Here is a 22,475-nt window from a genome sequence, read left to right as displayed (position 1 = left end):
AAATGTTGTAGGTAGTTGCCGTAGCTTCGATTGAGTAGTGACATCCATTTTTCTAGCACAGCTGTTAAGTTGCGGCGCTGCTCAATTAGTGAAAGCGATTAATACACTTTATTAAAGAACGCTATTAATAAACACTGACACAAAACGAACAGCGTATTACACGCTCACTTTTTATCAATGCAAGTGGCGCAGAGTAGGCGTCACCACTGTTAAGGAACATACATGCCTGTTATAACTCTTCCTGACGGAAGCCAGCGTGCTTTCGACAACCCAGTTTCTGTATTAGACGTTGCAAACGATATTGGCCCTGGTTTAGCCAAAGCAACCATTGCAGGAAAAGTGAACGGCGAACTTGTTGACGCGGTTGACATGATAGATGCTGACGCACAGCTTCAAATAATTACCGCTAAAGACGAAGATGGTTTAGAAATTCTTCGCCACAGCTGTGCCCACCTTTTAGGTCATGCCATCAAGCAGCTTTGGCCAAATACCAAAATGGCGATTGGCCCAGTAATCGACAACGGTTTTTATTACGATGTTGATATGGAAGAAAGCCTAACTCAGGAAGATTTAGTTAAGCTTGAAAAGCGTATGCTTGAGCTAGCCAAAACAAACTACAACGTTGTAAAAAATAAAGTGAGCTGGCAAGAAGCGCGCGACGCGTTTGAAGCGCGTGGCGAAGAATACAAAATGCAGATTCTTGACGAGAACATCAGCAAAGATGATCGTCCAGCTCTGTACATTCATGAAGAATATACAGACATGTGTCGTGGCCCTCACGTTCCAAACATGAAATTTTGTCACCACTTCAAACTTATGAAAGTGGCGGGTGCATACTGGCGTGGCGACAGCGACAACAAAATGTTGCAGCGTATATACGGCACCGCATGGGCAGACAAGAAGCAATTAAAATCTTACCTACAACGCTTAGAAGAAGCTGAAAAGCGTGACCACCGTAAAATTGGTAAAGCGCTAAATTTATTCCATTGGCAAGAAGAAGCGCCGGGCATGGTATTTTGGCACAACGACGGTTGGTCGATTTACACCGAACTAGAAAGCTTTATTCGAACCAAGCTTCGTCAATATAACTATGACGAAGTAAAAGGCCCACTTATGATGGACCGTACGCTTTGGGAAAAGAGCGGACACTGGGATAAATACGCAGAAAACATGTTTACCACAGAATCGGAAAAGCGCGAGTACGCGGTTAAGCCGATGAACTGCCCGGGTCATGTTCAAATATTCAATCAGGGTCTTAAGTCGTACCGCGATTTACCGCTACGTATGGCTGAATTTGGTTGCTGCCACCGCAACGAGCCATCAGGCGCACTGCACGGCCTAATGCGCGTTCGCGGTTTCACCCAAGACGATGCACACATTTTTTGTACAGAAGAGCAGATCTTAGAAGAGGTTAGCGGCTGTATAAAAATGGTGTACGAGACTTACGCTGCGTTCGGTTTCGATAAAGTGGCAGTTAAGCTTTCTACTCGCCCAGAAAAGCGAGTAGGAGCAGACGAAATTTGGGATAAGTCGGAAGCAGCACTTGCTGAAGCACTAAAAGCCAACGATATCGAATTTGAATATCAGCCTGGCGAAGGTGCCTTCTACGGCCCTAAAATTGAATTTACATTGCACGATTGTCTAGACAGGGCGTGGCAGTGTGGTACTGTGCAGCTCGATTTCTCAATGCCTGGACGTTTGGGTTCAACTTACGTAGCCGAAGATGGTGAGCGTAAAGTACCTGTTATGATCCACCGCGCAATTTTGGGGTCGCTAGAGCGTTTCATCGGTATTCTTACCGAAGAGTTTGCTGGCTTCTACCCATTGTGGTTAGCACCACAACAGGTTGTAGTAATGAATATTACTGATAAACAAGCAGACTACGCGCAAGATTGTGTAAAAAAACTGCAGGAATTAGGGTTTAGAGCAAAGTCTGACTTGAGAAATGAGAAGATTGGCTTTAAAATCCGTGAGCACACGCTAAGGCGTATCCCGTATATGCTAGTTGTGGGCGATAAAGAAATGGAATCTGGCGAAGTGGCAGTGCGCTCACGTCGTGGAGATGACCTCGGTAAAATGACCGTGGAAAACTTTATTGCCATGGCTCAAGAAGAAGTAATGGCAAAGACCATTAAGTAGTTGAGCGAAATTTGTGTATAATGCACACCGGAGTTTGCTTTTGGTATTTAATAACTGCTGATATCCAGCACCACGAAAGCAAACGAAAGAATTAAATGTTTGGAGGAATAGCACATTAAAGGCGCTAACAATAAGGCTCAGGGCGACAAAGCCCGCATTAACGATGAGATTAAAGCCAAAGAAGTACGTTTAATTGGCAAAGACGGAGAACAGGTTGGCGTAGTTTCACTTGCTGAAGCAACGCAGCTAGCGGAAGAAGCTACCTTAGATCTTGTAGAAATCAGTCCGAATGCTGAGCCGCCAGTCTGTAAAGTTATGGACTATGGCAAGTTCCTCTTCGAAAAAAGTAAAGCTCAGAAAGAGCAGAAGAAAAAACAGAAGCAAATTCAGGTCAAGGAGATTAAATTTCGCCCTGGCACTGATGAAGGCGATTACCAGGTAAAACTGCGCAACCTGCGTCGCTTTCTTGAGAGTGGTGATAAAGCCAAAGTCACAATCCGTTTCCGCGGACGTGAAATGGCGCACCAAGACATCGGTATAGACCTGCTAAATCGCGTTAAAAACGATTTAGAAGAGATAGCAAACTGCGAATCTTTTCCACGTCGCGTGGAAGGCCGCCAGATGATTATGGTGCTCGCCCCAACTAAGAAGTAGTAACGGTCTAAAGTTTTCAGGAATCTGCACCCTGAAACACCTTGCTGCAAACATTAACCGACACTTAAGCGACTGCACGCTGAACATGTCGATACAAAACAATGCGGAGTTTTAGCAATGCCTAAAATGAAATCTGTAAGCGGTGCCGCCAAGCGTTTCAAGAAAACGGGCTCTGGTCGCTTTAAAAGCAAGCAGTCTCACTTACGTCACATTTTGACTAAGAAGAGTACTAAGCGTAAACGTCACCTACGTGGCAAAAAATTGGTTCATGATTCTGATACTAAATTAGTTCAGCGCATGTTGCCGTACGTTTAAGACTAGGAGACTAAAGAATGGCTAGAGTAAAACGCGGCACGATTGCACGTGCTCGTCACAAAAAAGTCCTCAAGCAGGCAAAAGGGTATTACGGCGCTCGTTCACGAGTTTATCGCGTAGCGGTACAAGCTGTAACTAAAGCTGGTCAATATGCTTACCGTGACCGTCGTCAGCGTAAACGTCAATTCCGTCAATTGTGGATTGCACGTATCAATGCTGCGTCACGTCAAAATGGTTTGTCTTACAGCCGTTTCATTAACGGTTTGAAGAAAGCGTCTGTTGAAATCGATCGTAAGATCCTTGCCGACATCGCAGTACATGACAAAGCAGCTTTCAGCGCACTAGTCGAAGCGGCTAAAGGCGCATTAGCTTAATTATTAACTAATTAAGTTTAAGTTCTTTCGGGAAAAGGCGAGCAGGATGCTCGCCTTTTTCTTTTCTGTAGTTCTATCTTTTATGCTTATTTGAAATTTTTTAAGCCATCTCTTATAAAGTACAAACTGTACCTTTCCTCTTTGTTTTTAAACAATTTAAAGTTATGGGTTAAAATTCTGCCTTTATCAGCTATATAGGGTAGCGGTAATGTCTATCCCTCGTGTAAACTATCGTTTTTATTTCAAGCAAGCTTTCGCCAGCAGATTTATCTTTCTTGCGCGAAGGCCATGCAGTCATCATGCACATTGAGGAAACCATGGAGCTTGACGCGATTATCAATCAGGCGCAGAGCCAGATTGACGCTGCCCAAGATGCAGCCACATTAGACCAAGTTAGGGTCGAATTTATGGGTAAGAAAGGTAAACTTACCGACTTACTTAAAGGCTTAGGAAAGTTATCTAACGAAGAACGTCCTGCCGCTGGCCAAAAAATTAACCAAGCGAAACAGGTTATTCAGCAGGCTATTTCTGCAAAAGGCGAGCATTTACGCACTGAAGAGCTTAACAAGAAGCTTTCGGAAGAAGCGGTAGATGTTACGCTACCTGGGCGTATTGAAAAACCTGGTAACTTGCACCCGGTTAGCCGCACCATTGCACGCATAGAGTCGTTTTTTGGTGAGTTAGGCTTTTCGGTAAAAACCGGCCCTGAAATTGAAGATGGTTTCCACAATTTTGATGCGCTGAACATTCCAGCCAATCACCCCGCGCGTGCCGATCACGATACGTTTTACTTTAACCCAGACATGATGCTGCGCACGCAAACTTCTGGCGTTCAAATTCGTACTATGGAAGCGGAAAAACCGCCGCTTCGTATTATCTCGCCAGGGCGCGTGTATCGTAACGATTACGATCAAACTCACACGCCCATGTTCCACCAAGTTGAAGGCTTGATGGTAGATAAAAACGTGAGCTTTACCGAACTAAAGGGTATTTTGCACGACTTTTTACATCACTTCTTTGAAGAGTCTTTAGAAGTGCGTTTCCGCCCGTCTTACTTCCCGTTTACAGAGCCTTCTGCAGAAGTAGACGTTATGGGTAAAAACGGCCAGTGGCTTGAAGTGCTTGGCTGCGGCATGGTGCACCCGAATGTACTTAAGTCGGTTGGAATAGACCCAGAAGAATACACTGGTTTTGCCTTTGGTATGGGCGTAGAGCGTTTAACTATGTTGCGTTATGGCGTTAACGACTTACGCGCGTTCTTTGAAAACGATCTTCGTTTCCTCAAGCAGTTCAACTAAGGCAGAGTACACATGAAATTCAGTGAAAAATGGTTAAGAGAGTGGGTTAACCCGTCGCTGTCGGCACATGAGCTGTCTGAACAGTTGAGCATGGCTGGCCTAGAAGTAGACGGCGTAGAGCCTGTGGCGGGTGAGTTCACCGGCGTATTAGTGGGCGAGGTTGTAGAATGCGGTCAGCACCCTAATGCCGATAAGCTTCGCGTGACTAAAATTAACGTAGGTGGCGATGAGCTACTTGATATCGTTTGTGGTGCACCTAATTGCCGCCAGGGCATAAAAGTAGCGGTAGCCTGTGTGGGCGCGGTACTGCCTGGCAACTTTAAAATCAAAAAAGCCAAGTTGCGCGGCGAGCCGTCTTTCGGCATGCTGTGTAGTTTTTCTGAGCTAGGCATAAGCGATGATCACGACGGAATTATCGAGCTTCCAGTTGATGCGCCAGTAGGTACAGATATTCGTGAATACCTTGACCTAGACGATAACGCTATTGAAGTAGATTTAACGCCTAACCGCGCAGACTGTTTAGGCATTCGCGGTATTGCCCGTGAAGTTGGTGTGCTTAATAACTTAGACGTTTGCGAACCAGTAGTTGAAGACGTTGCCTCTACTATTGATGACAAACTTGCTATTACCCTTAGTGCAGACGATGCTTGCCCAAGATATTTAGGTCGTGTGGTTAAGGGCGTTGATGTAACTGCTGCATCACCACTGTGGCTTGTTGAAAAGCTTCGCCGCTGCGGTGTTCGTAGTATCGATCCCATTGTTGATGTCACTAATTTTGTATTGCTTGAGCTAGGTCAACCTATGCACGCATTCAATCTTGCTAGTATTGAAGGCAATGTAAATGTGCGTATGGCGAAAGAAGGCGAAAAGCTAACCCTGCTTGATGAAACAGAAGCAACGCTTAAAGAAAATACGCTAGTAATTGCAGACGATAACAAAGCGTTAGCAATGGCCGGTATTTTTGGTGGCCTTCACTCAGGGGTTACATCTGAAACAAAAGATATTTTGCTTGAAAGTGCGTTTTTTAGTCGCGATGCCATTATGGGCCGTGCTCGTCAGTATGGTTTACATACCGATGCATCGCACCGCTACGAGCGTGGCGTAGACCCTCTGCTTCAACGCAAAGCCATGGAGCGTGCTACTGCGCTTGTTCTAGAAATTTGCGGTGGTGAAGCGGGTCCGGTTGTTGAAGCGGTTTCAGAAGATAAATTGCCTAAGCAAGCCACGGTTACACTTCGTCGTGATCGCTTAACCCGTGTGTTAGGTATTAGTATCGACGATGCAAAAGTAACGGAGATGCTTAAACGTTTAGGTTTAGACGTTACTGCAACTGATAACGGCTGGAAAGCTGCGGCTCCAAGCTATCGCTTTGATATATCAATTGAAGAAGACTTAATTGAAGAGATAGCGCGAGTTTACGGCTACAACAATATTCCTAACGTTGCGCCAGCTGCGAAGCTGGCCATGCTGCCTTCGCAAGAGGCACAGTTGCCATTAGGTACAATGAAGTCGCTGTTGTTAAGCAAAGGCTATAACGAAGCCATTACGTATTCGTTCGTCGACCCGAAAATACAAAACGCGCTGTTTCCAGAGGTAAATGGCATGGTATTACCACACCCAATATCATCTGATATGTCGGTAATGCGCGTGAGTTTATGGCCAGGACTGCTAGGTGCAACTGCGTATAATCAGAAGCGTCAGCAACAGCGAATTCGACTGTTTGAAACCGGATTACGCTTTATACCTCAACAAGATGCGCCAAATGGTGTATTGCAACAGCAAGTAATTGGTGGTGTAGTAGCAGGGCGTCGTAACGAAGAACATTGGGATATGGGCGACAGCCCGGTCGATTTCTTCGATGCAAAGGCTGATGTAGAGGCTCTATTGGCACTAACTGGCAAAAACGGTGAGTTCCAATTTGAAGCAGCTGAACACAGTGCATTGCATCCGGGTATGACTGCAAAAATTTTGCTTAACGATGAAGAAGTTGGCTATATTGGTGCTATTCACCCGCAATTTACGAAATTGTTGGGCGTGAACGGTCGCGTTTTCGTGTTTGAGTTAGTGGTTGATGCTATTAGCGAGCGCAAGTTACCGTCTGCTGTACCAGTATCGCGCTTTCCATCTAATCGTCGTGATATAGCTATTACAGTAAAAGATGAAGTGCGTGTAGGAAATGTTCTTTCTTACATAGAAAAAATTGGCGTAAATCAACTAGTTGCTCTAAACTTGTTTGATGAATACAAAGGCAAGGGAATTGAACCTGGGTACAAGAGCCTTGCATTGTCACTTCATTTACAAGATCCAGAAAAAACCTTAGAAGAGGCTGAGATTCAGCACGCTGTCGACACTGTGGTAAAAGGTTTGGAATCTGAGTTTGGAGCCGCGTTAAGAGAGTAAACTATGGCATTGACCAAAGCCGAGATGGCTGAACACCTGTTCGAGAAACTAGGCATAAACAAGCGTGATGCAAAAGATCTGGTAGAGCTTTTTTTCGAAGAAATTAAAGGCGCTCTGGAATCTGGTGAGCAAGTAAAACTGTCAGGTTTTGGCAATTTCGACCTGCGTGATAAGAATGAACGTCCTGGACGTAACCCTAAAACGGGTGAAGATATTCCTATCAAAGCGCGCAGGGTGGTAACATTCCGCCCTGGTCAAAAACTTAAAAGCCGAGTTGAAAACTCAGCACCTGTCGACGAATAATTAATACGTCGCTACAATACTAAAAGAGCGAGGCTCCCTCGCTCTTTTGTGTTGCCTCTTTTCTACAGTGCATCCGCACTTGATTCTTTATGCTGTTTTCTTAGGAGGAAGTGTGAAAAAAGCACTCGTCGTTCTTTCTGTTGTAGTAATAGCCATTGCAGGTTGGTTTGTGTTTTTATCGGTAGATGCTGATAACCGTGACCAAGCGGCGTCTGCTGTTCCTGTTATTACGGTAATGGAAATTCTTCACGCCAGCGATTTACAGGCGGGTATTAAGCAGGCGGTTAAACAGAATAACGATGCGCAAATTGATTATTGGCTAGAGCAAGCAAATGAAGTGGCCGAAGCTGCTAGCTTGTCTGAAGACGATTTAGAATACCTCAACTCTAAAGCAGCGAAAGATTATGTGGTGTTTAATGCCAAACGTCAGCTTTTTAATGAAGAATTTGAGCAGCATTATTATGCACTTGAAAAAATAGATGGGCTTAAAGAAAAATATCCCGAAGCAAAGGATTTGTTTGCCAGAGCCGATGCTTTATTAGAGAAGCGAGATGCCATTATTGAGCAAATTGCTATTGCGATTGCCGGCGATGATTCGCCAAGCGACGCGGTTATGAAAGAGGCGAAACAGCAGTGGTTAACGCAAGCAAAAGCCTCGTCGACGAGCTCTTAGTTTAACTTTCACACCGACACATCTGCAAACTTCCCTTGAGTAAGTTCGGCCAAATCACTGGGCGACAGGGCCACTTCTAACCCTCGTTTACCCGCACTAACATACACAGTAGCAAACTGCTTGGCGCTTGTGTCGATAAGTGTGGATAGTCGCTTTTTCTGAGCAATAGGGCTTACTCCACCTAATATATATCCCGTTGAGGCTACTACAGCCTCGGCTTTTGCCATGGAAACTTTCTTTGCGCCTAATGCCTTGGCTACTTTTTTCTCACTCAGTTTTGTCGCAACCGGCACAACTACCACAGCGAGTTCTTCGCGCTCTGTACTTACCACTAAGGTTTTAAATACACACTCTGCGGCTAAACCTAACTTTTCAACCGCTTCAAGGCCGAAAGAGGGGGCATTACTGTCGTGCTCGTACTTTAAAACCTCGTGATGGAGCCGCTTTTTTTTAAGTAGTGTGATAGCCGGTGTCATTCTTCTTCTTTTTTGTAAAACGTGCGTGAATAAATAGGTTCACCTGGCAGTAACGGCGTGGCAGCCTGCGTTGCATAGTCATTAAAACCCGCTGTAAAAAATTCTGACAGCGGATGGCCAGACTGACCGCCAGGTAAGGTAAGGATAGCTTTCTCTAAGTGTCCAGGGCTTGCAAAAAAGCGCTGTGAAGCGCCAAAACCAGTCGACTGCACGGCTGGCATGTAAGTATCGCCAAAACCTTCAACCTCATCCATGTTTAACATGTCGCCAAAGAATGGGATTTGTGCGGAAAACGGGTGTTTTACCTTAAGCTTATTAACGCTACCCCAGCGTAGAGTATCCATATTGGCCTCAAGAGGAGAATATTTATCGAGAAGCTTATTTTTGGCGCGTCGATATGCATCTACTAATAATTCGTCGAAGGTGCCTGTTCCATGCGGTAGCCAGCTATTGGGCTGGTTGTGTATAAGTTGCCACGTGGCTGGTTCAATACCTCTAAGCAGGGAGCGACTTTGAACGCCTTGCTTATCAAGAGTTGATAATATTTCACCAAACAGCATTTGAACCACTTCTCTTCGAAAGTGCTTAACTAAGGTGTATCCAACAGAGTCTTCGCATGCACAGGCTCCCCATGTGTTGAGATAAGACAAGTCGGGTTTAAACTCTACGTTATGCATAGTAAGCAGCCCAGAGAGTAAGTTGTGCCATGGAATAAGAAATTGCGCATGGTTGTCTAGCTGAATGGCGTAAAAGTCGGTTTCTGTAAATCTGTCTTTTTCAAACAGACGCTCTCGTATTTGTTGGCCTCTTGCGCCAAGTGCGTAGCCACCATCGCCTAATCGCGGCAGGTCTTCTGCCGATATAACGCGCGCATTGGCTGTCCATATTCTTTTTGAGGATGGGTTTTTAACTACGGGCAACGACACAGCAGGTTGCGGTGTATTGTTTCTCATCTGCTCTTCGGAAATGGCGGTGTAGCTTGCTTTTTCTCTGTTAAGCACCGCGCCGCCGGGTGTCCACGCTCCGCTGCCTTTGCTATCTACCACCACTAAATTTTGTGTAGGTATTGCAATTTTTCTAGCAATGAGAAGAGCATCGTCCACTGTTTTCACTCTACCAAAATCGACTATAGCAAGGTTAGCTGCAAAATCGTGATGAGCCACCCAGTTGAGAGCATAGCGCTTACCGTTAATGGTTTTTACTGGGCCGAACTCACTCATTTCCATAGTAAATTCATGCCCAGCACTTGCATGATCAGCACTTTCACTATCAGCACTCTCATTATAAGTACCTGGCAGAGGAATTGTTTGGGTAACCGTGGTGGTAGGGGTATCGCTATTTAAAGCAACCCAGTCTACGTTGTCTAAGTTCGCATTCGTAAAGCCCCAGGCGATGTGGCCATTAGTGCCTACAACAATACCGGGTAGTCCCGGCAGCGATACGCCAGTAACCGAAATGTTTTCACCGGCCTCACTGTAATTGAGCTGCGCGCGATACCAAATAATAGGTACCCGCAGGCTTAAATGCATGTCGTTTGCTAAAAGCCCTGCGCCAGTTGCTGTTAGCTCTCCCGACACTGCATAGTTATTGCTGCCTATATCGGGAAGTTCTGTGCCATCGTACGAATAACGATTTTGGTTAATATGAGTAACTGAAACGGTGTCGTTAGCTTGAGATAAAATATTGGGGTACTCGGGTACAGGTGCATCTGACAGGGGAAGTTCACTGCCATCTAAAGCCGCTTGATAATGGCTTGGCTGGGTAATAAAACGGTAAATCTCTTCGCCAAAGGTGTCTTTAAGTGCAGTTCTTGCTAAATCGAGGTTAACTTGGCCGCCTTGCAAGTCTAAATACATACTGTAAATTACCAAGATACTGTCGGTAGGGCGCCATTGAGTTATTTCTACGCCAGCGGCAATATATTCAAAGGGCAGGGTAGTGAATTCATTTAGGGCTTCGTTAACGCCATGGGAATAACGAATAAGCAGCTCTTGTTGTTTACTTGGTAAGTTATCGAACACGGCTTGAGCGCGCTGCTCAAATTGGTGAAAGCGGGCATTTTTATCAATCTCAAGTGCCGCTTTACCTACCCAGTCTGATAAATTGCCCGATGCGGCTCTACGCTGCAGGTCCATTTGAAAAAAGCGGTCTTGGGCGTGAGCAAAGCCAAGTGCATAGGCGGCATCTAAAATTCCTTCTGCGTTTATGACCGCGTGCCCGAGAGAGTCTCTCGATAGTTGGGTAGGTTGAGCAACATGATAAGTACTACTGTTTCCCTCTAGTCGAGGCAGGCTTAAATAGAGTGTGGTATAGGCAACTGCGGCAACCACGGCAAGTAGCGCTATCGCGCCAACAACAAGCCATTTAATCCAATTTATCACGTGAATTACTCCGTTTTTTTCTCTATCCTACCCACAGAAATCAACAATGAGAAGTAATGTTTTATGACGCGTATGGCGCAATATTTTACGTCGCAATGCTTTAAGGGGATGAGCGAGGTAGCACAGTGGGCCCACTAATGCTCGATTGCATGGCAGAAGAGCTTTTGCCAGAAGAAAAAGAAAAGCTAGCGCACCCAGTTGTTGGCGGCGTAATTTTGTTTACTCGTAACTACTATGATAAGCGCCAGCTTTCGGCACTCGTAAGCGACATCCGACGCTATGCTAATAAGCCCATTCTTGTTGCAGTTGACCATGAAGGCGGGCGAGTGCAGCGTTTTCGTGAGGGCTTTACTGCCATTCCTGCTATGGGCGATATATTACGCCGCTGTAAAAGTAAGGGTAAATGTGCTAAATACGCCGAAGCCTGCGGCCTGACCCTCGCCGTTGAACTTAAGACACTAGATATTGATATTAGTTTTGCTCCTGTATTAGATATTAACGGTGTGTCGCAAGTGATTGGCGATAGGGCTTTTGCTGATAACGCTACAGACACAGTACGCATTGCTAAGTCGCTTATTCAAGGTTTAAAAGCGGCTAACATGCCAGCCATTGGAAAACACTTTCCAGGTCATGGCAGTGTAGCGCCCGATTCGCACATTGCATTGCCAGTAGATGAACGCTGTTTTGAAGAAATTAAACACACCGATATGGTGGTGTTTGAACAGCTGATAAAAAGCGAGTTGCTGGATGGCATCATGCCTGCTCACGTTATTTACAACCAAGTGTGTCAAGAGCCGGCTGGGTTTTCAGCGCGTTGGCTTCAACAAATTTTAAAGGGCGACTTAGGCTTTACTGGCGCTGTTTTCTCAGATGACTTGTCGATGCATGGTGCGTCTGTTGCTGGCGGCTATGTTGAGCGTGCCAGTGCAGCCCTTGATGCAGGCTGCGACATGGTGCTTGCGTGTAACAACATAAAAGGCGCAGAGCAAATTCTTGATGGGCTGGAGCAGCGAGTTTCTCAGCAGCTACGAGATAACGCTAATAATAAAGACAGTGCCAAAGCACTCTGCGGTGGATCATTTTACCAACGCGCACTGCCAACTGGATTAAAAGACCAATACGACAGTGCCGTGGCGCTTATTGAAAGCATGAGTGAACGCTAGCAATAGCGAGTGAGGCTGATTTTATCTGTAAGTCTTTTAGCCGCCGGCTTTTATCATTTGGGCTGTTGTGCAGTGATAGAGCATGTCGAACGCCGACATAACGGTTTCTTTGCCTACCACAAATGGATTGTTTTCGGCGTTTTCTGCGCTATCAATTGCTATTGCTGATTTATTGATTTCAGCAAACTTTTTGTCACTACCGTCGCGTTTAGGGTGGTTGGACAGGAAAACGTCAATGTTTTCTACTAACGCCAGACGGCGCATTTTGGCGGCAGATTCAGTATACGCTTTTATGCGCGGAACATCAGGGCCGTAATTAAGGCCTGTGCCGCCCCACAATATAGCTTTGTGCGTAGCGCCATCATTGGCATCATCTTTTTCCACTGCCTTGAACATCACAGAGAGAGTTCCTGGCGTGTGGCCCGGAGTGAGGTAAAAAGTAAACGTATTATTGCCTACAGTCAGTGTAGTTTCGTCATCGACTCCAATACTAACACCTACTTTTCGAGCAGGGGCTTCGCCCCAACGCGGGCTGCTAAAGCCATCGGCACCCGCCGCTAACCAGTTCCATTCGTGATTACTCATTATAATTTTAGGCGAATAAAGCTTGCTAATAAGTGACTGTCCGCCGTAGTGACTGTCCGCCGTAGTGATCGCCATGGCCATGAGTAATGATTAAATGAGAAATAGGCTTGTTGTCTAAACCAAGAGCAGCAAGACCGTCGATAATGTATTGTTGAGCTTGAGCCTCATTATTTAACGCATCAATTAGTACAATTGATTCGCCGGTATCGACTGCCCAGCTAGATACGTTGCCCGCACCAACAAAGTAGACATTTTCAAAAATTTGCGTAGGCGGCAGCGAGTTTTTTTTGCTTTGGCCTTTGCGTTTAGGATAATGAGAGCGTGATGGTTTGTGGTTTGCGTTTTCTTTGCGCTGTTTCGAGTGCTCACTGCGTTTAACACTCATATCTCGCAGCGGGCTATCAATGTCACATAAGCTAGGGTCTGTTGATCTTTGCTGTACATATTTCACTCAGCAGTACATGGGTAGCCACATCATTGAAAATGCCAGTGATACCATGCTGGCATAATTCCTGGCATGGTAGTGAGTTGTTCTTTTACTTTTGGCGAAGCAAATTATAACTCTTTACCATGCTGTTCAAAAACTAATCACGAAAGATCAACACGCCTTAGCAAAACCAGGAAATTTATCGCTATGGCGCAGCCCTTTTTGAGCCGCGTCGTAGGCTAAGTCCATACGCGATTCTTGCTTGGATTTTTTATAAGAACTTTGTCCATAAGCGTCTGAGTCATAAAAAGCCTCAGCATAAGCTAAAGGAGACAAGCTATTAATAAGCAGCACTTTAACAATAAGCTGCACAAAATTTTTGTACGCTATGAAACGTCCTTCTAGTAAACGCATTAGAACACCCAATTAATACCTAACCACAGTCTGCGGCCGTCTTCTACGTAGCCAAATTCCTCGTAGCGCATAGTTTTATCGAGTACGTTATATAAGCCTGTTTGCAATTTTATATGTCGGGTTAGTCGCGTGTTGTAACCAATATCAAAAAGGCCTACACCGGGTGATAAAATTGAGCGTGATGATACTGAAGTAAGCGCCGTCTCTTTTCCACGCACTGTCCAGCGCGACCAAATTTCGCTTTCACCGCTCAAACGATACGTGGTATTTAAGGTGAATAAATGCTTAGGCTGCTGAACTAGCGGAAGCCCTTCATTTACACCTGTTTCTTGCTCTGAGCGGGTAAAGCTGTAAGCTGCTCAAAGCCAGACGCCGTTACCGTAATGTTTTCAATGGCACGTTTTTGTGCGGCGCTGTTTTCAACCGCATCGTCATTATTGGTTTGGGCAACAGCTGTACCGAAAAGAGCACTTATTAGTGATAAAAAAATGAAAGACCTGAACATGCATTTTAAACGATTAAGTTTGATTTAGAATGTAGATGATAATTATTTTCATTTAAAAGTAAATAAAAAAGTTAAGTTCAAGTAACGTTTAACTCATTTTAGATACGCGATTTTTATACTGTAACTTCTTCGATACCGGCTTCAATGTTTAAAAAGCGCGCAAAGGTAAAAAGAAAATCGCTTAATCGATTAAGGTAAGCGTGCACCACGTCGGGAACTTCGTAGTGCTTGGCCAAACTAATTACTGCGCGCTCTGCTCTGCGGCATACCGCACGACATACATGGGCTTGTGCTGCTTGTTTGCTGCCGCCTGGCAGTACAAATGAGGTGTTAGGCGGCATTTTATTAGTTAACTCGTCAATGAGATTTTCTAGTCGTTCAATATCACTATCTTTTAGGGTAGAGCTTGCCGAGATGGCAAATCCTGCTTGAAACAAATTACGCTGTATAGTGTGCAAATACTCATGATGATGAGTGGCAACTAATGACGCTAATAGCCCTATTTGGCTATTTAACTCGTCAATATCACCATAGCTTTGTACTACTAAGTCATCCTTGTCTACTCGCACTGCTTTGTCTGCATATATCTGAGTACTGCCTTTATCGCCTGTACGGGTATAGATTTTCATGAAACCAGCTTCCTAATCTTGTGTATCTTCTGCAATGGGGCGTTTGTATCGGCGAATTTGCACGATAAAGCCAAACAATGGATGGTCGAAATAATGCAGCTGTTCACTAATCACCCTGCGTTGCTCGGCCAGTGGGATTGACACAAGTTGATAAGCTAACTGCTGAGGTTCAGTAGGCGTTAGCTCTGCGTTCTCTTGCGTATTCTCTTGTGTAGTCTCTTGTGTGTTCCCTTCTGCATTGGCAGGTGTATCAATACCTGAGCTTAAAAACGTTTCAGGCACAGGGTGACGATAAAATAATTCGCTGTCGATATGCAGATAGGGCACGCGATTTATGTATTTCAAAAACACCTTCATGCGACCGTCAATTTCCCATATAGGCGTCTGTTCGTTGTTGCCATTTTCAGTACTTGATACTTCACCATTGTCTTCGCGTTTTAATGACTGTAATTCATGAAACGTAATGGGTGAGGGTGCTTGCAGTTTCGCATCTAACTGAGCAAAAAAATCATTGTTGGTGTTGTAAAGGCTAGATGCTGAACTTGATGCTGCGCTTGTTGACGTGCTGGAGGGTGAGCCTGAGTATAAGTTCGGCTCTGAGCTTGATACAAGGTTAGATGCTGCGTTTCGTGCCGCCTCGTTCTGTAAAAAGCCTTGAGAATTCTGCGAAGCGTTATCATCAAGCATGAACGTACTTTGCGCTGAACTCGGCTCTACTTCATTGCCGTCAACATTAAACTGATCGGCATAGTTGATACCGCCAAATAGACGGACGTTAAACGCATTGTTCTTACCGAAATTCACCGGCTGACGCCATGCTACATGAAGCAGTCGCTCTAGGGCTCGGTTAGAACGAATTTGTCGTGAAATAGACGTTAGTTCATGTGTGTCACTTGAAAGTAAATGGGACGACGCACTTAACGGCCAATCGTTACCTTCTATAACAACAGGTAACTGTTTAGGGGCTGGTAAACGATTGTCTACTACGTGCTCTTGCCATTGGTATCCATTTGCTTGTGCTTTTACGCTCAACCAAGGTTTTGACATTTCGCAATAGGTAAATGCTGGCGTAGTAACGGCTGGCAGCGAATCGACACCAAAAAATGATGCCCAATAAGATGCTATTGTTTGCGGCGTTGGTGCTGGCTCAGCGGCAGATAAATCGTAATCTGAATTTGTAGCAGCTAAATCATCGATATCATCGATACGCGTTATATCTACCGATGCAGACGCGAATGTAGAGTTTGGCTGTAGCGAGTCTAACTCAGGGGAAGATAATGCGTTCTCTACTGGGTTTTGTGCTGGGTTTTCTACTAGGTTTTGTTCTGAGCTTGTTGCTGCATCGCTCTGGGCAGTTATATCGCTCTGGGCAGTTATACCGCTCTGGCTACTTATATCGCTCTTGGCAGTGCTATCTATCAGGGTTCTTTCTTCGCTTTGGTCTTTTGTGTCGCTTTGGTCTTTTGTGTCGCTTTGGGCAATAGAAACTGGCAGCGCCAAGAAGTCTTGATCGTGTTTAGGAACAGTCAACGCCGGATATTCAGGCCATGTAATCGGCAATTCGCTCTGCGGCTGGCCGTCGGCATCGCATGTGGCCAAATTTTGTTTTATCAGGCTAATGTCTGGCATAACCACAGCGCTGATAACATCTACCTCGGTGGCTGGCGTGTCGAAGGTTTCAGCGAGTTTAAACTGTTCTTCAAGTTGAGTGAGAGCGGTGTTGCGTTTAAACGCCACCACCTCCACATCAAACCACCAGTCTTCATTAGCATGAGATGGCGTGGTAGCAACTGCGGCCAATACCGCAGTAAGTGTGCACCAGCGAAATAACGTCATGTTATCGCGACTCCTTTGCAAAATCGGCAATGATATCGCTAATAAACGCAATGCGCTCTTTAGCTGTTTCGGTTTTCTTCACTAAGCGAAGTTTTTGACTTCCCTCAAATTTAAAGGTATTCGGTTTAGTTTGAACCTGTTTGATAATGTAAGCAGGGTTAACCGTGGTATTTTCTTTAAATTCCATGGTGCCGCCTTGCGCCGACAAGTCTACTTTGAGAATACCTATGGCCGCCGCTCTTATCTTAATTTCCGCTACATCAATTAGGTTTTTAGCAGGCTCTGGCAACAGCCCAAAACGGTCAATACATTCTACCTGAAACTCATCGATATCGTCTTGTGTTGTGCAGCTTGCTAAGCGTTTGTATAGCGATAAACGGGTGTTCACATCGGCAATATAATCTTCAGGCAGAAGGGCCGGTATGCGCAGCTCTACTTCTGTGTGCCCAGACATAGCATCGTCTAGCGATGGCTCTCTGCCATCTTTAAGCGCGTTTACTGCTTTATCCAGCATGTCCATATAAAGACTAAAACCGATGCTGGCGATTTGACCTGATTGGTCGTCACCTAATAGTTCACCAGCGCCGCGAATTTCTAAGTCGTGGGTAGCAAGCGCAAATCCAGCGCCTAAATCTTCTAACTGAGCAATGGCGTCTAAACGCTTGCCGGCGTCTTTGGTCATGCGTTTAGGGTGAGGCGTTAGCAAATACGCATAGGCTTGGTGGTGAGAGCGACCCACACGCCCGCGCAACTGATGCAGCTGCGCTAAGCCTAAATGATCGGCTCTGTCCATAATAATGGTATTTGCACTTGGCACATCAATACCGGTTTCAATAATAGTGGTACACACTAACACGTTATAACGCTGGTGATAAAAGTCGCTCATCACGCCTTCTAAGTCGCGTTCACGCATTTGACCATGGCCAACGGCAATGCGAGCCTCTGGCACTATTTCCGCTATTTCTTCTGCGGTTTGAGCAATACTTTCCACTTCGTTATGCAGGAAGTAAACCTGACCACCACGCAAAATTTCACGCATAATGGCTTCACGTATAGTGGCCTTATTACGCTGCTGAACAAAGGTTTTTATAGACAGGCGCCTAGCTGGTGGCGTCGCGATAATAGAAAGATCTCGCATGCCAGAAAGCGCCATATTAAGCGTGCGCGGGATAGGGGTTGCGGTAAGGGTGAGAATATCCACATCGGCCCTGAGTGATTTGAGTTTTTCTTTTTGACGTACACCAAAGCGATGCTCTTCGTCGATAATCACCAAGCCCAAATCTTTGTATTTTATATCGCTAGACAGCAGTTTGTGGGTTCCCACCACAATGTCTACTTTGCCTTCGCCAAGGCGCTCAACCACGTCTTTTTGAGCTTTTCCACTTACGAATCGGCTCATTACTTCTATTTCAAAAGGCCAGTCGGCAAAGCGATCTTTAAAGTTCTCGTAGTGCTGCTGAGCGAGCAGCGTAGTGGGTACGAGTATTGCCACCTGCTTGCCGTGATTAGCGGCTAAGAACGCGGCGCGCATTGCGACTTCGGTTTTGCCGAAGCCCACATCGCCACACACCAGGCGATCCATAGCCAGCGGATTGCCCATGTCATGCATAACTGCGGCAATTGCCTGCGCCTGATCGGGAGTTTCTTCAAAAGGAAAACTGTCGGAAAACTTTTGATAGTCATCCCAATTAATTTGATAAGCAAAGCCGGGCTTGGCGGCACGACGAGCGTATACATCTAATAGTTCGGCAGCGACGTCGCGTACTTTTTCAGCGGCTTTTTGCTTAGCTCTCGACCAAGCGTCTGATCCTAATGAGTTAACCGGTGCGCTATCGGCATCGCCACCGGTATAGCGAGAAATTAAATGCAGCGACGCAACAGGCACATATAGTTTCGACTGCTTAGCATACTCTATACATAGATATTCAGTTGTTACACCGCCAGCATCTAACGTTTGCAGGCCAAGATAGCGACCTACACCATGATCTAAATGCACTACAGGTTGCCCAATAGAAAGCTCTGCCAAGTTTCTGATGATGGCGCTTTCGTCGGTTGCGGTGCGTTTGTCGCGTAGGCGTCGTTGGCTAACCTTGTGGCCTAGCAGCTCGGTTTCAGTGATAAAGAGCAGTTCGCCTTCTTCACTCTTCCAGCGAAAGCTATGCTCTACCATGCCCACAGTAATGCCAATGGTATCGTGACTAGACAGAAAGTCGTTGAACGTATCAACGGCTTTAGGCTTTATTCCTGCTTTGGCCAGTACTGTTAATAAACCTTCTCGTCTTCCTTGCGTTTCGGCACAAAACAGTATTTTGGCTCCTTGTTTCTGTGCTTCATTAACCGTGGCAATTAAACGCTCTGCTGGAACCTTTTTTTGCGAGTTGATCGCAATGTCATCTATCTGTTCGCAATGTAAGTTGAAGCTTCCTACTTTTTCTTCAATCACCCTGCTTGCAAGTGACGCTCTTGGCCACTGTTTGATATTGCCGAACAGTTCGTCGATGGGTAAGAAAAGCTCGTTAGGAGCCAGCAGTGGACGCGCTAGGTTATAACGGTACTGCTCGTAGCGCTCTTTAACATCGGCCCAGAAAAATTCGCTGGCGTCTTTTACATCGCCGTGAAGCAGCAACAAGCTTTTGGGATGTAGATAATCGAACAAGGTTGCGGTTTGTTCAAAAAATAGCGGTAAGTAATACTCCACGCCACTTGGCATTGTGCCTTTACTTACCTGCGAGAAAATACTCTCTGAGGCATTGTTAGCGTCAAACCTTTCTAGGAAATTTTGCCGAAATAGCGTTATTGCCTCTTTGTCGGTAGGAAACTCACGAGCGGGAAGCAAACGAATTTTGTTTACCGAATCGCCGGAACGCTGGGTTTCGGTATCGAAGTATCGAATAGAGTCTATTTCATCATCAAACAGGTCTATTCTGAACGGCTGATCGCTGCCCATTGGGAAAAGATCGATAATACTACCGCGAACTGAAAATTCGCTGTGACTCATTACCTGACTAACGTGGAGGTATCCTGCTTGCTCTAGGTTGCGTCTAAATTCGTCGCGGTCTAGCGTGTCGCCTTTATTCAGCATCAACAAATATTTAGCAAGGTAATGCGTTGGCGCAAGACGCTGCATTAGCGTGTTAACGGGAACAATAAATATGCCGTCTACTTGCTGAGTAAAACGAAACAGGGTTTCTAGGCGCTGAGAAATAATATCCTGATGAGGGGAGAACGAGTCGTAGGGCAAAGTTTCCCAATCAGGAAATAACGTAACAGGGACGTCTTTGGCCGAAGGCCTGTTTGCCATAAAAAACGCGAGTTCTTTTTCTAGCTTCATTGCCGACGGCGTGTCGGCGGTAATAAGCACTATTGGGCCCTTGTACTGGGCCTGTGCTTGGCTAATACAAAGCGCGGTGCTGCTACCTTGTAATTGCCCCCATTGCTTATGATCCTGAGACGATGCGTCTTTCTTCTGCGCCGGAAGAGGCAGTGATAATAAGGTGGCTGTCATGACGTCCTATAACTGTTTAATACAATTTATACCAATGTAAGATGGCAATGAGTACTGCTGATGGTGCCGTTTAGGATCCAGATTTTTTCTCTTTTGCTCGCTTTCTAAGCTGCTGCGTTTGAATGTGCAGGCTAGCGCGCACGAGTAATTCCTGGTCTTGCTCGCGAATGGCACTAAAAATAAACGCTATATGGTAGCTATCTTCTACGGGCTCGCAAGTAATAACTTCGCCGTAACAGAATATGGCCGCCGCTTCAGCATCTAAAAACAACTTTAGCTCGGCAAGTGCGCCCACTTCTAATGATGTGTCAGACTCGACAACAACTCCGCCGCCGCCAAATTTTACCGAGCGGTTGCGCTGCTGGGGATCATCTTGCTGGTGAAGAACAAACGACATCATAAGGTCTATTTTTCTAGACTGATGATTAAGAAAGTCGGCGAGGGATTCAGCATGGTCGCCGAGGTTGCGAAGAGGTCGTATTGCTTGCGCTTCAATTGTAGCCATTTCGCTAGCGATACGAAATGCATAAGGCATTGCGTCTTCTATGGCATCTTCAGCGGGCACACTTTCGCCTTCGGCAAGAGGCCGAATGTTAACATTGATGTTCGAAGCGATTGAAAAATACTCTTCGAATTGGGCTTTTTTTTCTTCTAGACTAAGTGTGCTCACATCATTCCTCTGCCACTAATTCTTGTGCAGCCAGTAGCTTACACGTAGTATACGCACTTTACTATTTTGGGTGAATCTCGTCATCTTGCTTTTTGATTTAGCATGGTAATACGCACTGTAAAAAGCTCGAACATTTGTTAGCTTAGACAATCTCTGCCGTTTTGTGAGTAAGATTATGCTGTTTCTTGAAAAGCTGCGTGTTAGTTGTGTTGTGTTCAGTGGCGAGAGAGATTTTACTATTTATTCTAAATGCAAGGCGCTATGTCCTATCTTCTTTCAGCATCTATAGCTTATCGCTATGCCAAATCGAGAAAAGCGAATCAAACTAGCTTTGTATCTTTTATCAATCGCTTTTCGGTAGCCGGTATCGCCCTTGGTTTAATGGCGCTAATTATTGTTGTTTCAGTTATGAACGGCCTTGAAGGCCAGCTCAAGCAGCGCATTCTAGGCATTGTTCCCCATATTGAAATTACTTCTGATGCCAAGTCAGATATCAACGAAACCATCACCAAAGCCCACATATCTGCAAAAGCGAATACAAAGACGAATACAAAGACACCCACGTTAAGCGAAAACCCCGTTTCAAAGACACCCACGCAAAATAGTTCACAAGCCGTCAAAGAAGTCATAACCGAGACACCCATGCAACCAGTCGCAGACGCTGGCGAAATTTTTGATACTTCAACCCCATCGTTGCTAGATCTAATCAATGGCTATCTTAGCAAGACACCCATGCAAGAGGTTCTTGCCGTAATGGCCTACAGAGAAACTGAAGCCGTTGTTCAGTCGCGCAAAGATTTGAGGGGAGTTCAACTACACGGTATCCAGCCCCTGGGCATGAAACAGCACACTATGGTGGCGAATAATATGGAGCAGGGGCGCTTCTCTGATTTAGAGTCTGGTAGTTTTAGAGTAATAGTAGGGCGCGCATTGGCACTTAAACTCGATGTGAGAGTGGGCGACAGAATGCGAGTAATGGTAGCTGGTGCCAGCGTTTACACTCCGTTTGGTCGCATGCCTAGTCAACGTTTGGTGACTGTTTCGGGAATATTCGATATGGGCTCGCAGATGGACGACAAAGTACTGTATATGAATATTGATGATGTAAACAGACTCGTGCGCGACCCCAAAGCCAAGGGCGAGTCGGTGAGACTGTTTTTAAATGACGCGTTTAATTACCTTGCCATCGTAAATACCCTAAAAGCAGAGCTTGGTGTAAGAGCCTCACACATCAAAACCTGGCGAGAAAGACAAGGGCCCTTGTTTGACGCAGTAAAAATGGAAAAAAATATGATGATGCTAATGCTGCTGCTCATTATTGCCGTCGCCGCGTTTAACATTATATCTGCCCTGGTGATGGTGGTGTCTGAGAAACAAGGGGATATTGCGGTGTTGCAAACTCAAGGAATGACGCCAAAAACAATCATGCTCATTTTCATACTAAACGGCTTGTTCAATGGCGTAAAAGGCGCGGGAATAGGATTAATACTTGGGTGTCTCGTTACTAGTCAGTTAAATAACATACTCGAGCTGGTTAATTCTCCTCTTGCTCTTGCTGCAGACGGCAGCGGTTTACCAATTGAAATGGATATTTCGCAAATTGCGAGTATTACCTTGTTTTCAATGTTACTGTGCATTGCAGCGAGTATTTACCCTGCGTATAAAGCGATGCAAATTCAGCCATCGCAGGCACTGCAAAACGAATGATAAACAGCATGATTTAATGAG

General features: G+C 45.5%; 21 protein-coding genes. 10 read left to right on the top strand and 11 right to left on the bottom strand.

Annotation, left to right across the window (positions count from 1 at the left end):
- Positions 1-222 precede the first annotated feature (222 nt).
- The 8 genes from thrS to BM528_RS06700 all read left to right on the top strand — a co-directional run bounded on the left by thrS (position 223) and on the right by BM528_RS06700 (position 8,156).
- Entirely contained in the window at positions 223-2,139 is a 1,917-nt protein-coding gene (gene thrS, locus BM528_RS06735; RefSeq protein ID WP_071979228.1) for a threonine--tRNA ligase, read from the top strand.
- Between the two features lie 114 nt (positions 2,140-2,253).
- Positions 2,254-2,793 carry a translation initiation factor IF-3 gene (infC, locus tag BM528_RS06730; RefSeq protein WP_071979227.1) on the top strand — a complete coding sequence of 180 codons (540 nt, stop codon included), beginning with the start codon at positions 2,254-2,256 and terminating at the stop codon, positions 2,791-2,793.
- Between the two features lie 117 nt (positions 2,794-2,910).
- A complete protein-coding gene (rpmI, locus tag BM528_RS06725; RefSeq protein ID WP_071979226.1) occupies positions 2,911-3,108 on the top strand; it encodes a 50S ribosomal protein L35 in 198 nt (65 codons plus the stop codon).
- A 17-nt stretch (positions 3,109-3,125) separates the two neighbouring features.
- Positions 3,126-3,482: a 50S ribosomal protein L20 gene (rplT, locus tag BM528_RS06720; protein ID WP_071979225.1), complete on the top strand. Its 357-nt coding sequence runs from the start codon at positions 3,126-3,128 to the stop codon at positions 3,480-3,482.
- A gap of 317 nt (positions 3,483-3,799) precedes the next feature.
- The gene (gene pheS / locus BM528_RS06715; RefSeq protein ID WP_071981198.1) at positions 3,800-4,780 is read left to right on the top strand and encodes a phenylalanine--tRNA ligase subunit alpha; all 981 of its coding nucleotides are present in this window, start codon (positions 3,800-3,802) and stop codon (positions 4,778-4,780) included.
- Between the two features lie 12 nt (positions 4,781-4,792).
- Positions 4,793-7,180: a phenylalanine--tRNA ligase subunit beta gene (pheT, locus tag BM528_RS06710; protein WP_071979224.1), complete on the top strand. Its 2,388-nt coding sequence runs from the start codon at positions 4,793-4,795 to the stop codon at positions 7,178-7,180.
- 3 nt (positions 7,181-7,183) lie between these two features.
- Entirely contained in the window at positions 7,184-7,483 is a 300-nt protein-coding gene (gene ihfA, locus BM528_RS06705) for an integration host factor subunit alpha (protein WP_032095099.1), read from the top strand.
- A 112-nt stretch (positions 7,484-7,595) separates the two neighbouring features.
- Positions 7,596-8,156: a hypothetical protein gene (locus tag BM528_RS06700; protein WP_071979223.1), complete on the top strand. Its 561-nt coding sequence runs from the start codon at positions 7,596-7,598 to the stop codon at positions 8,154-8,156.
- An 8-nt stretch (positions 8,157-8,164) separates the two neighbouring features.
- Here the strand turns inward: BM528_RS06700 and ybaK are convergent, their stop codons facing one another.
- Complete coding sequence (gene ybaK / locus BM528_RS06695; RefSeq protein ID WP_071979222.1) at positions 8,165-8,632, bottom strand: Cys-tRNA(Pro) deacylase; 468 nt, start codon at positions 8,630-8,632, stop codon at positions 8,165-8,167.
- Positions 8,629-11,013: a penicillin acylase family protein gene (locus BM528_RS06690; RefSeq protein ID WP_071979221.1), complete on the bottom strand. Its 2,385-nt coding sequence runs from the start codon at positions 11,011-11,013 to the stop codon at positions 8,629-8,631. Before BM528_RS06690 ends, ybaK begins: the two co-directional genes overlap by 4 nt.
- 137 nt (positions 11,014-11,150) lie before the next feature.
- Between BM528_RS06690 and nagZ the strand changes: the two genes are divergently transcribed.
- On the top strand, positions 11,151-12,176 hold the full coding sequence (gene nagZ / locus BM528_RS06685; protein WP_071979220.1) for a beta-N-acetylhexosaminidase: 1,026 nt from the start codon (positions 11,151-11,153) through the stop codon (positions 12,174-12,176).
- A 36-nt stretch (positions 12,177-12,212) separates the two neighbouring features.
- On the opposite strand, the gene BM528_RS06680 is transcribed toward nagZ, so the two are convergent.
- From BM528_RS06680 to BM528_RS06650, 9 genes are all read right to left on the bottom strand, one after another.
- Positions 12,213-12,761, bottom strand: coding sequence for a hypothetical protein (locus BM528_RS06680; RefSeq protein ID WP_071979219.1), 549 nt, complete (start codon positions 12,759-12,761; stop codon positions 12,213-12,215).
- Between the two features lie 25 nt (positions 12,762-12,786).
- A complete protein-coding gene (locus BM528_RS06675; RefSeq protein WP_156844036.1) occupies positions 12,787-13,146 on the bottom strand; it encodes an MBL fold metallo-hydrolase in 360 nt (119 codons plus the stop codon).
- A gap of 213 nt (positions 13,147-13,359) precedes the next feature.
- Complete coding sequence (locus BM528_RS18470) at positions 13,360-13,602, bottom strand: hypothetical protein (RefSeq protein WP_156844035.1); 243 nt, start codon at positions 13,600-13,602, stop codon at positions 13,360-13,362.
- Positions 13,602-13,856, bottom strand: coding sequence for a hypothetical protein (locus tag BM528_RS06670; RefSeq protein WP_332249008.1), 255 nt, complete (start codon positions 13,854-13,856; stop codon positions 13,602-13,604). The genes BM528_RS18470 and BM528_RS06670 overlap by 1 nt, the downstream gene beginning before the upstream one ends.
- Positions 13,857-13,918: 62 nt before the next feature.
- Complete coding sequence (locus BM528_RS18465; RefSeq protein WP_100972330.1) at positions 13,919-14,107, bottom strand: hypothetical protein; 189 nt, start codon at positions 14,105-14,107, stop codon at positions 13,919-13,921.
- 113 nt (positions 14,108-14,220) lie between these two features.
- Entirely contained in the window at positions 14,221-14,736 is a 516-nt protein-coding gene (locus BM528_RS06665) for a cob(I)yrinic acid a,c-diamide adenosyltransferase (protein ID WP_071979217.1), read from the bottom strand.
- A gap of 12 nt (positions 14,737-14,748) precedes the next feature.
- A complete protein-coding gene (locus tag BM528_RS06660; RefSeq protein WP_071979216.1) occupies positions 14,749-16,572 on the bottom strand; it encodes a CsiV family protein in 1,824 nt (607 codons plus the stop codon).
- A gap of 1 nt (position 16,573) precedes the next feature.
- Entirely contained in the window at positions 16,574-20,077 is a 3,504-nt protein-coding gene (mfd, locus tag BM528_RS06655; RefSeq protein ID WP_071979215.1) for a transcription-repair coupling factor, read from the bottom strand.
- Positions 20,078-20,147: 70 nt separating this feature from the next.
- Positions 20,148-20,747: a PilZ domain-containing protein gene (locus BM528_RS06650; protein ID WP_071979214.1), complete on the bottom strand. Its 600-nt coding sequence runs from the start codon at positions 20,745-20,747 to the stop codon at positions 20,148-20,150.
- 261 nt (positions 20,748-21,008) lie between these two features.
- Here BM528_RS06650 and BM528_RS06645 point away from each other — a divergent pair, with 261 nt between their 5' ends.
- Entirely contained in the window at positions 21,009-22,454 is a 1,446-nt protein-coding gene (locus BM528_RS06645) for an FtsX-like permease family protein (RefSeq protein WP_071979213.1), read from the top strand.
- The last annotated feature ends 21 nt before the right edge of the window (positions 22,455-22,475 follow it).

This window comes from Alteromonas sp. RW2A1, assembly GCF_001886475.1.
Classification (GTDB): domain Bacteria; phylum Pseudomonadota; class Gammaproteobacteria; order Enterobacterales; family Alteromonadaceae; genus Alteromonas; species Alteromonas hispanica.
This window is presented reverse-complemented; position numbering and strand designations above follow the sequence as displayed.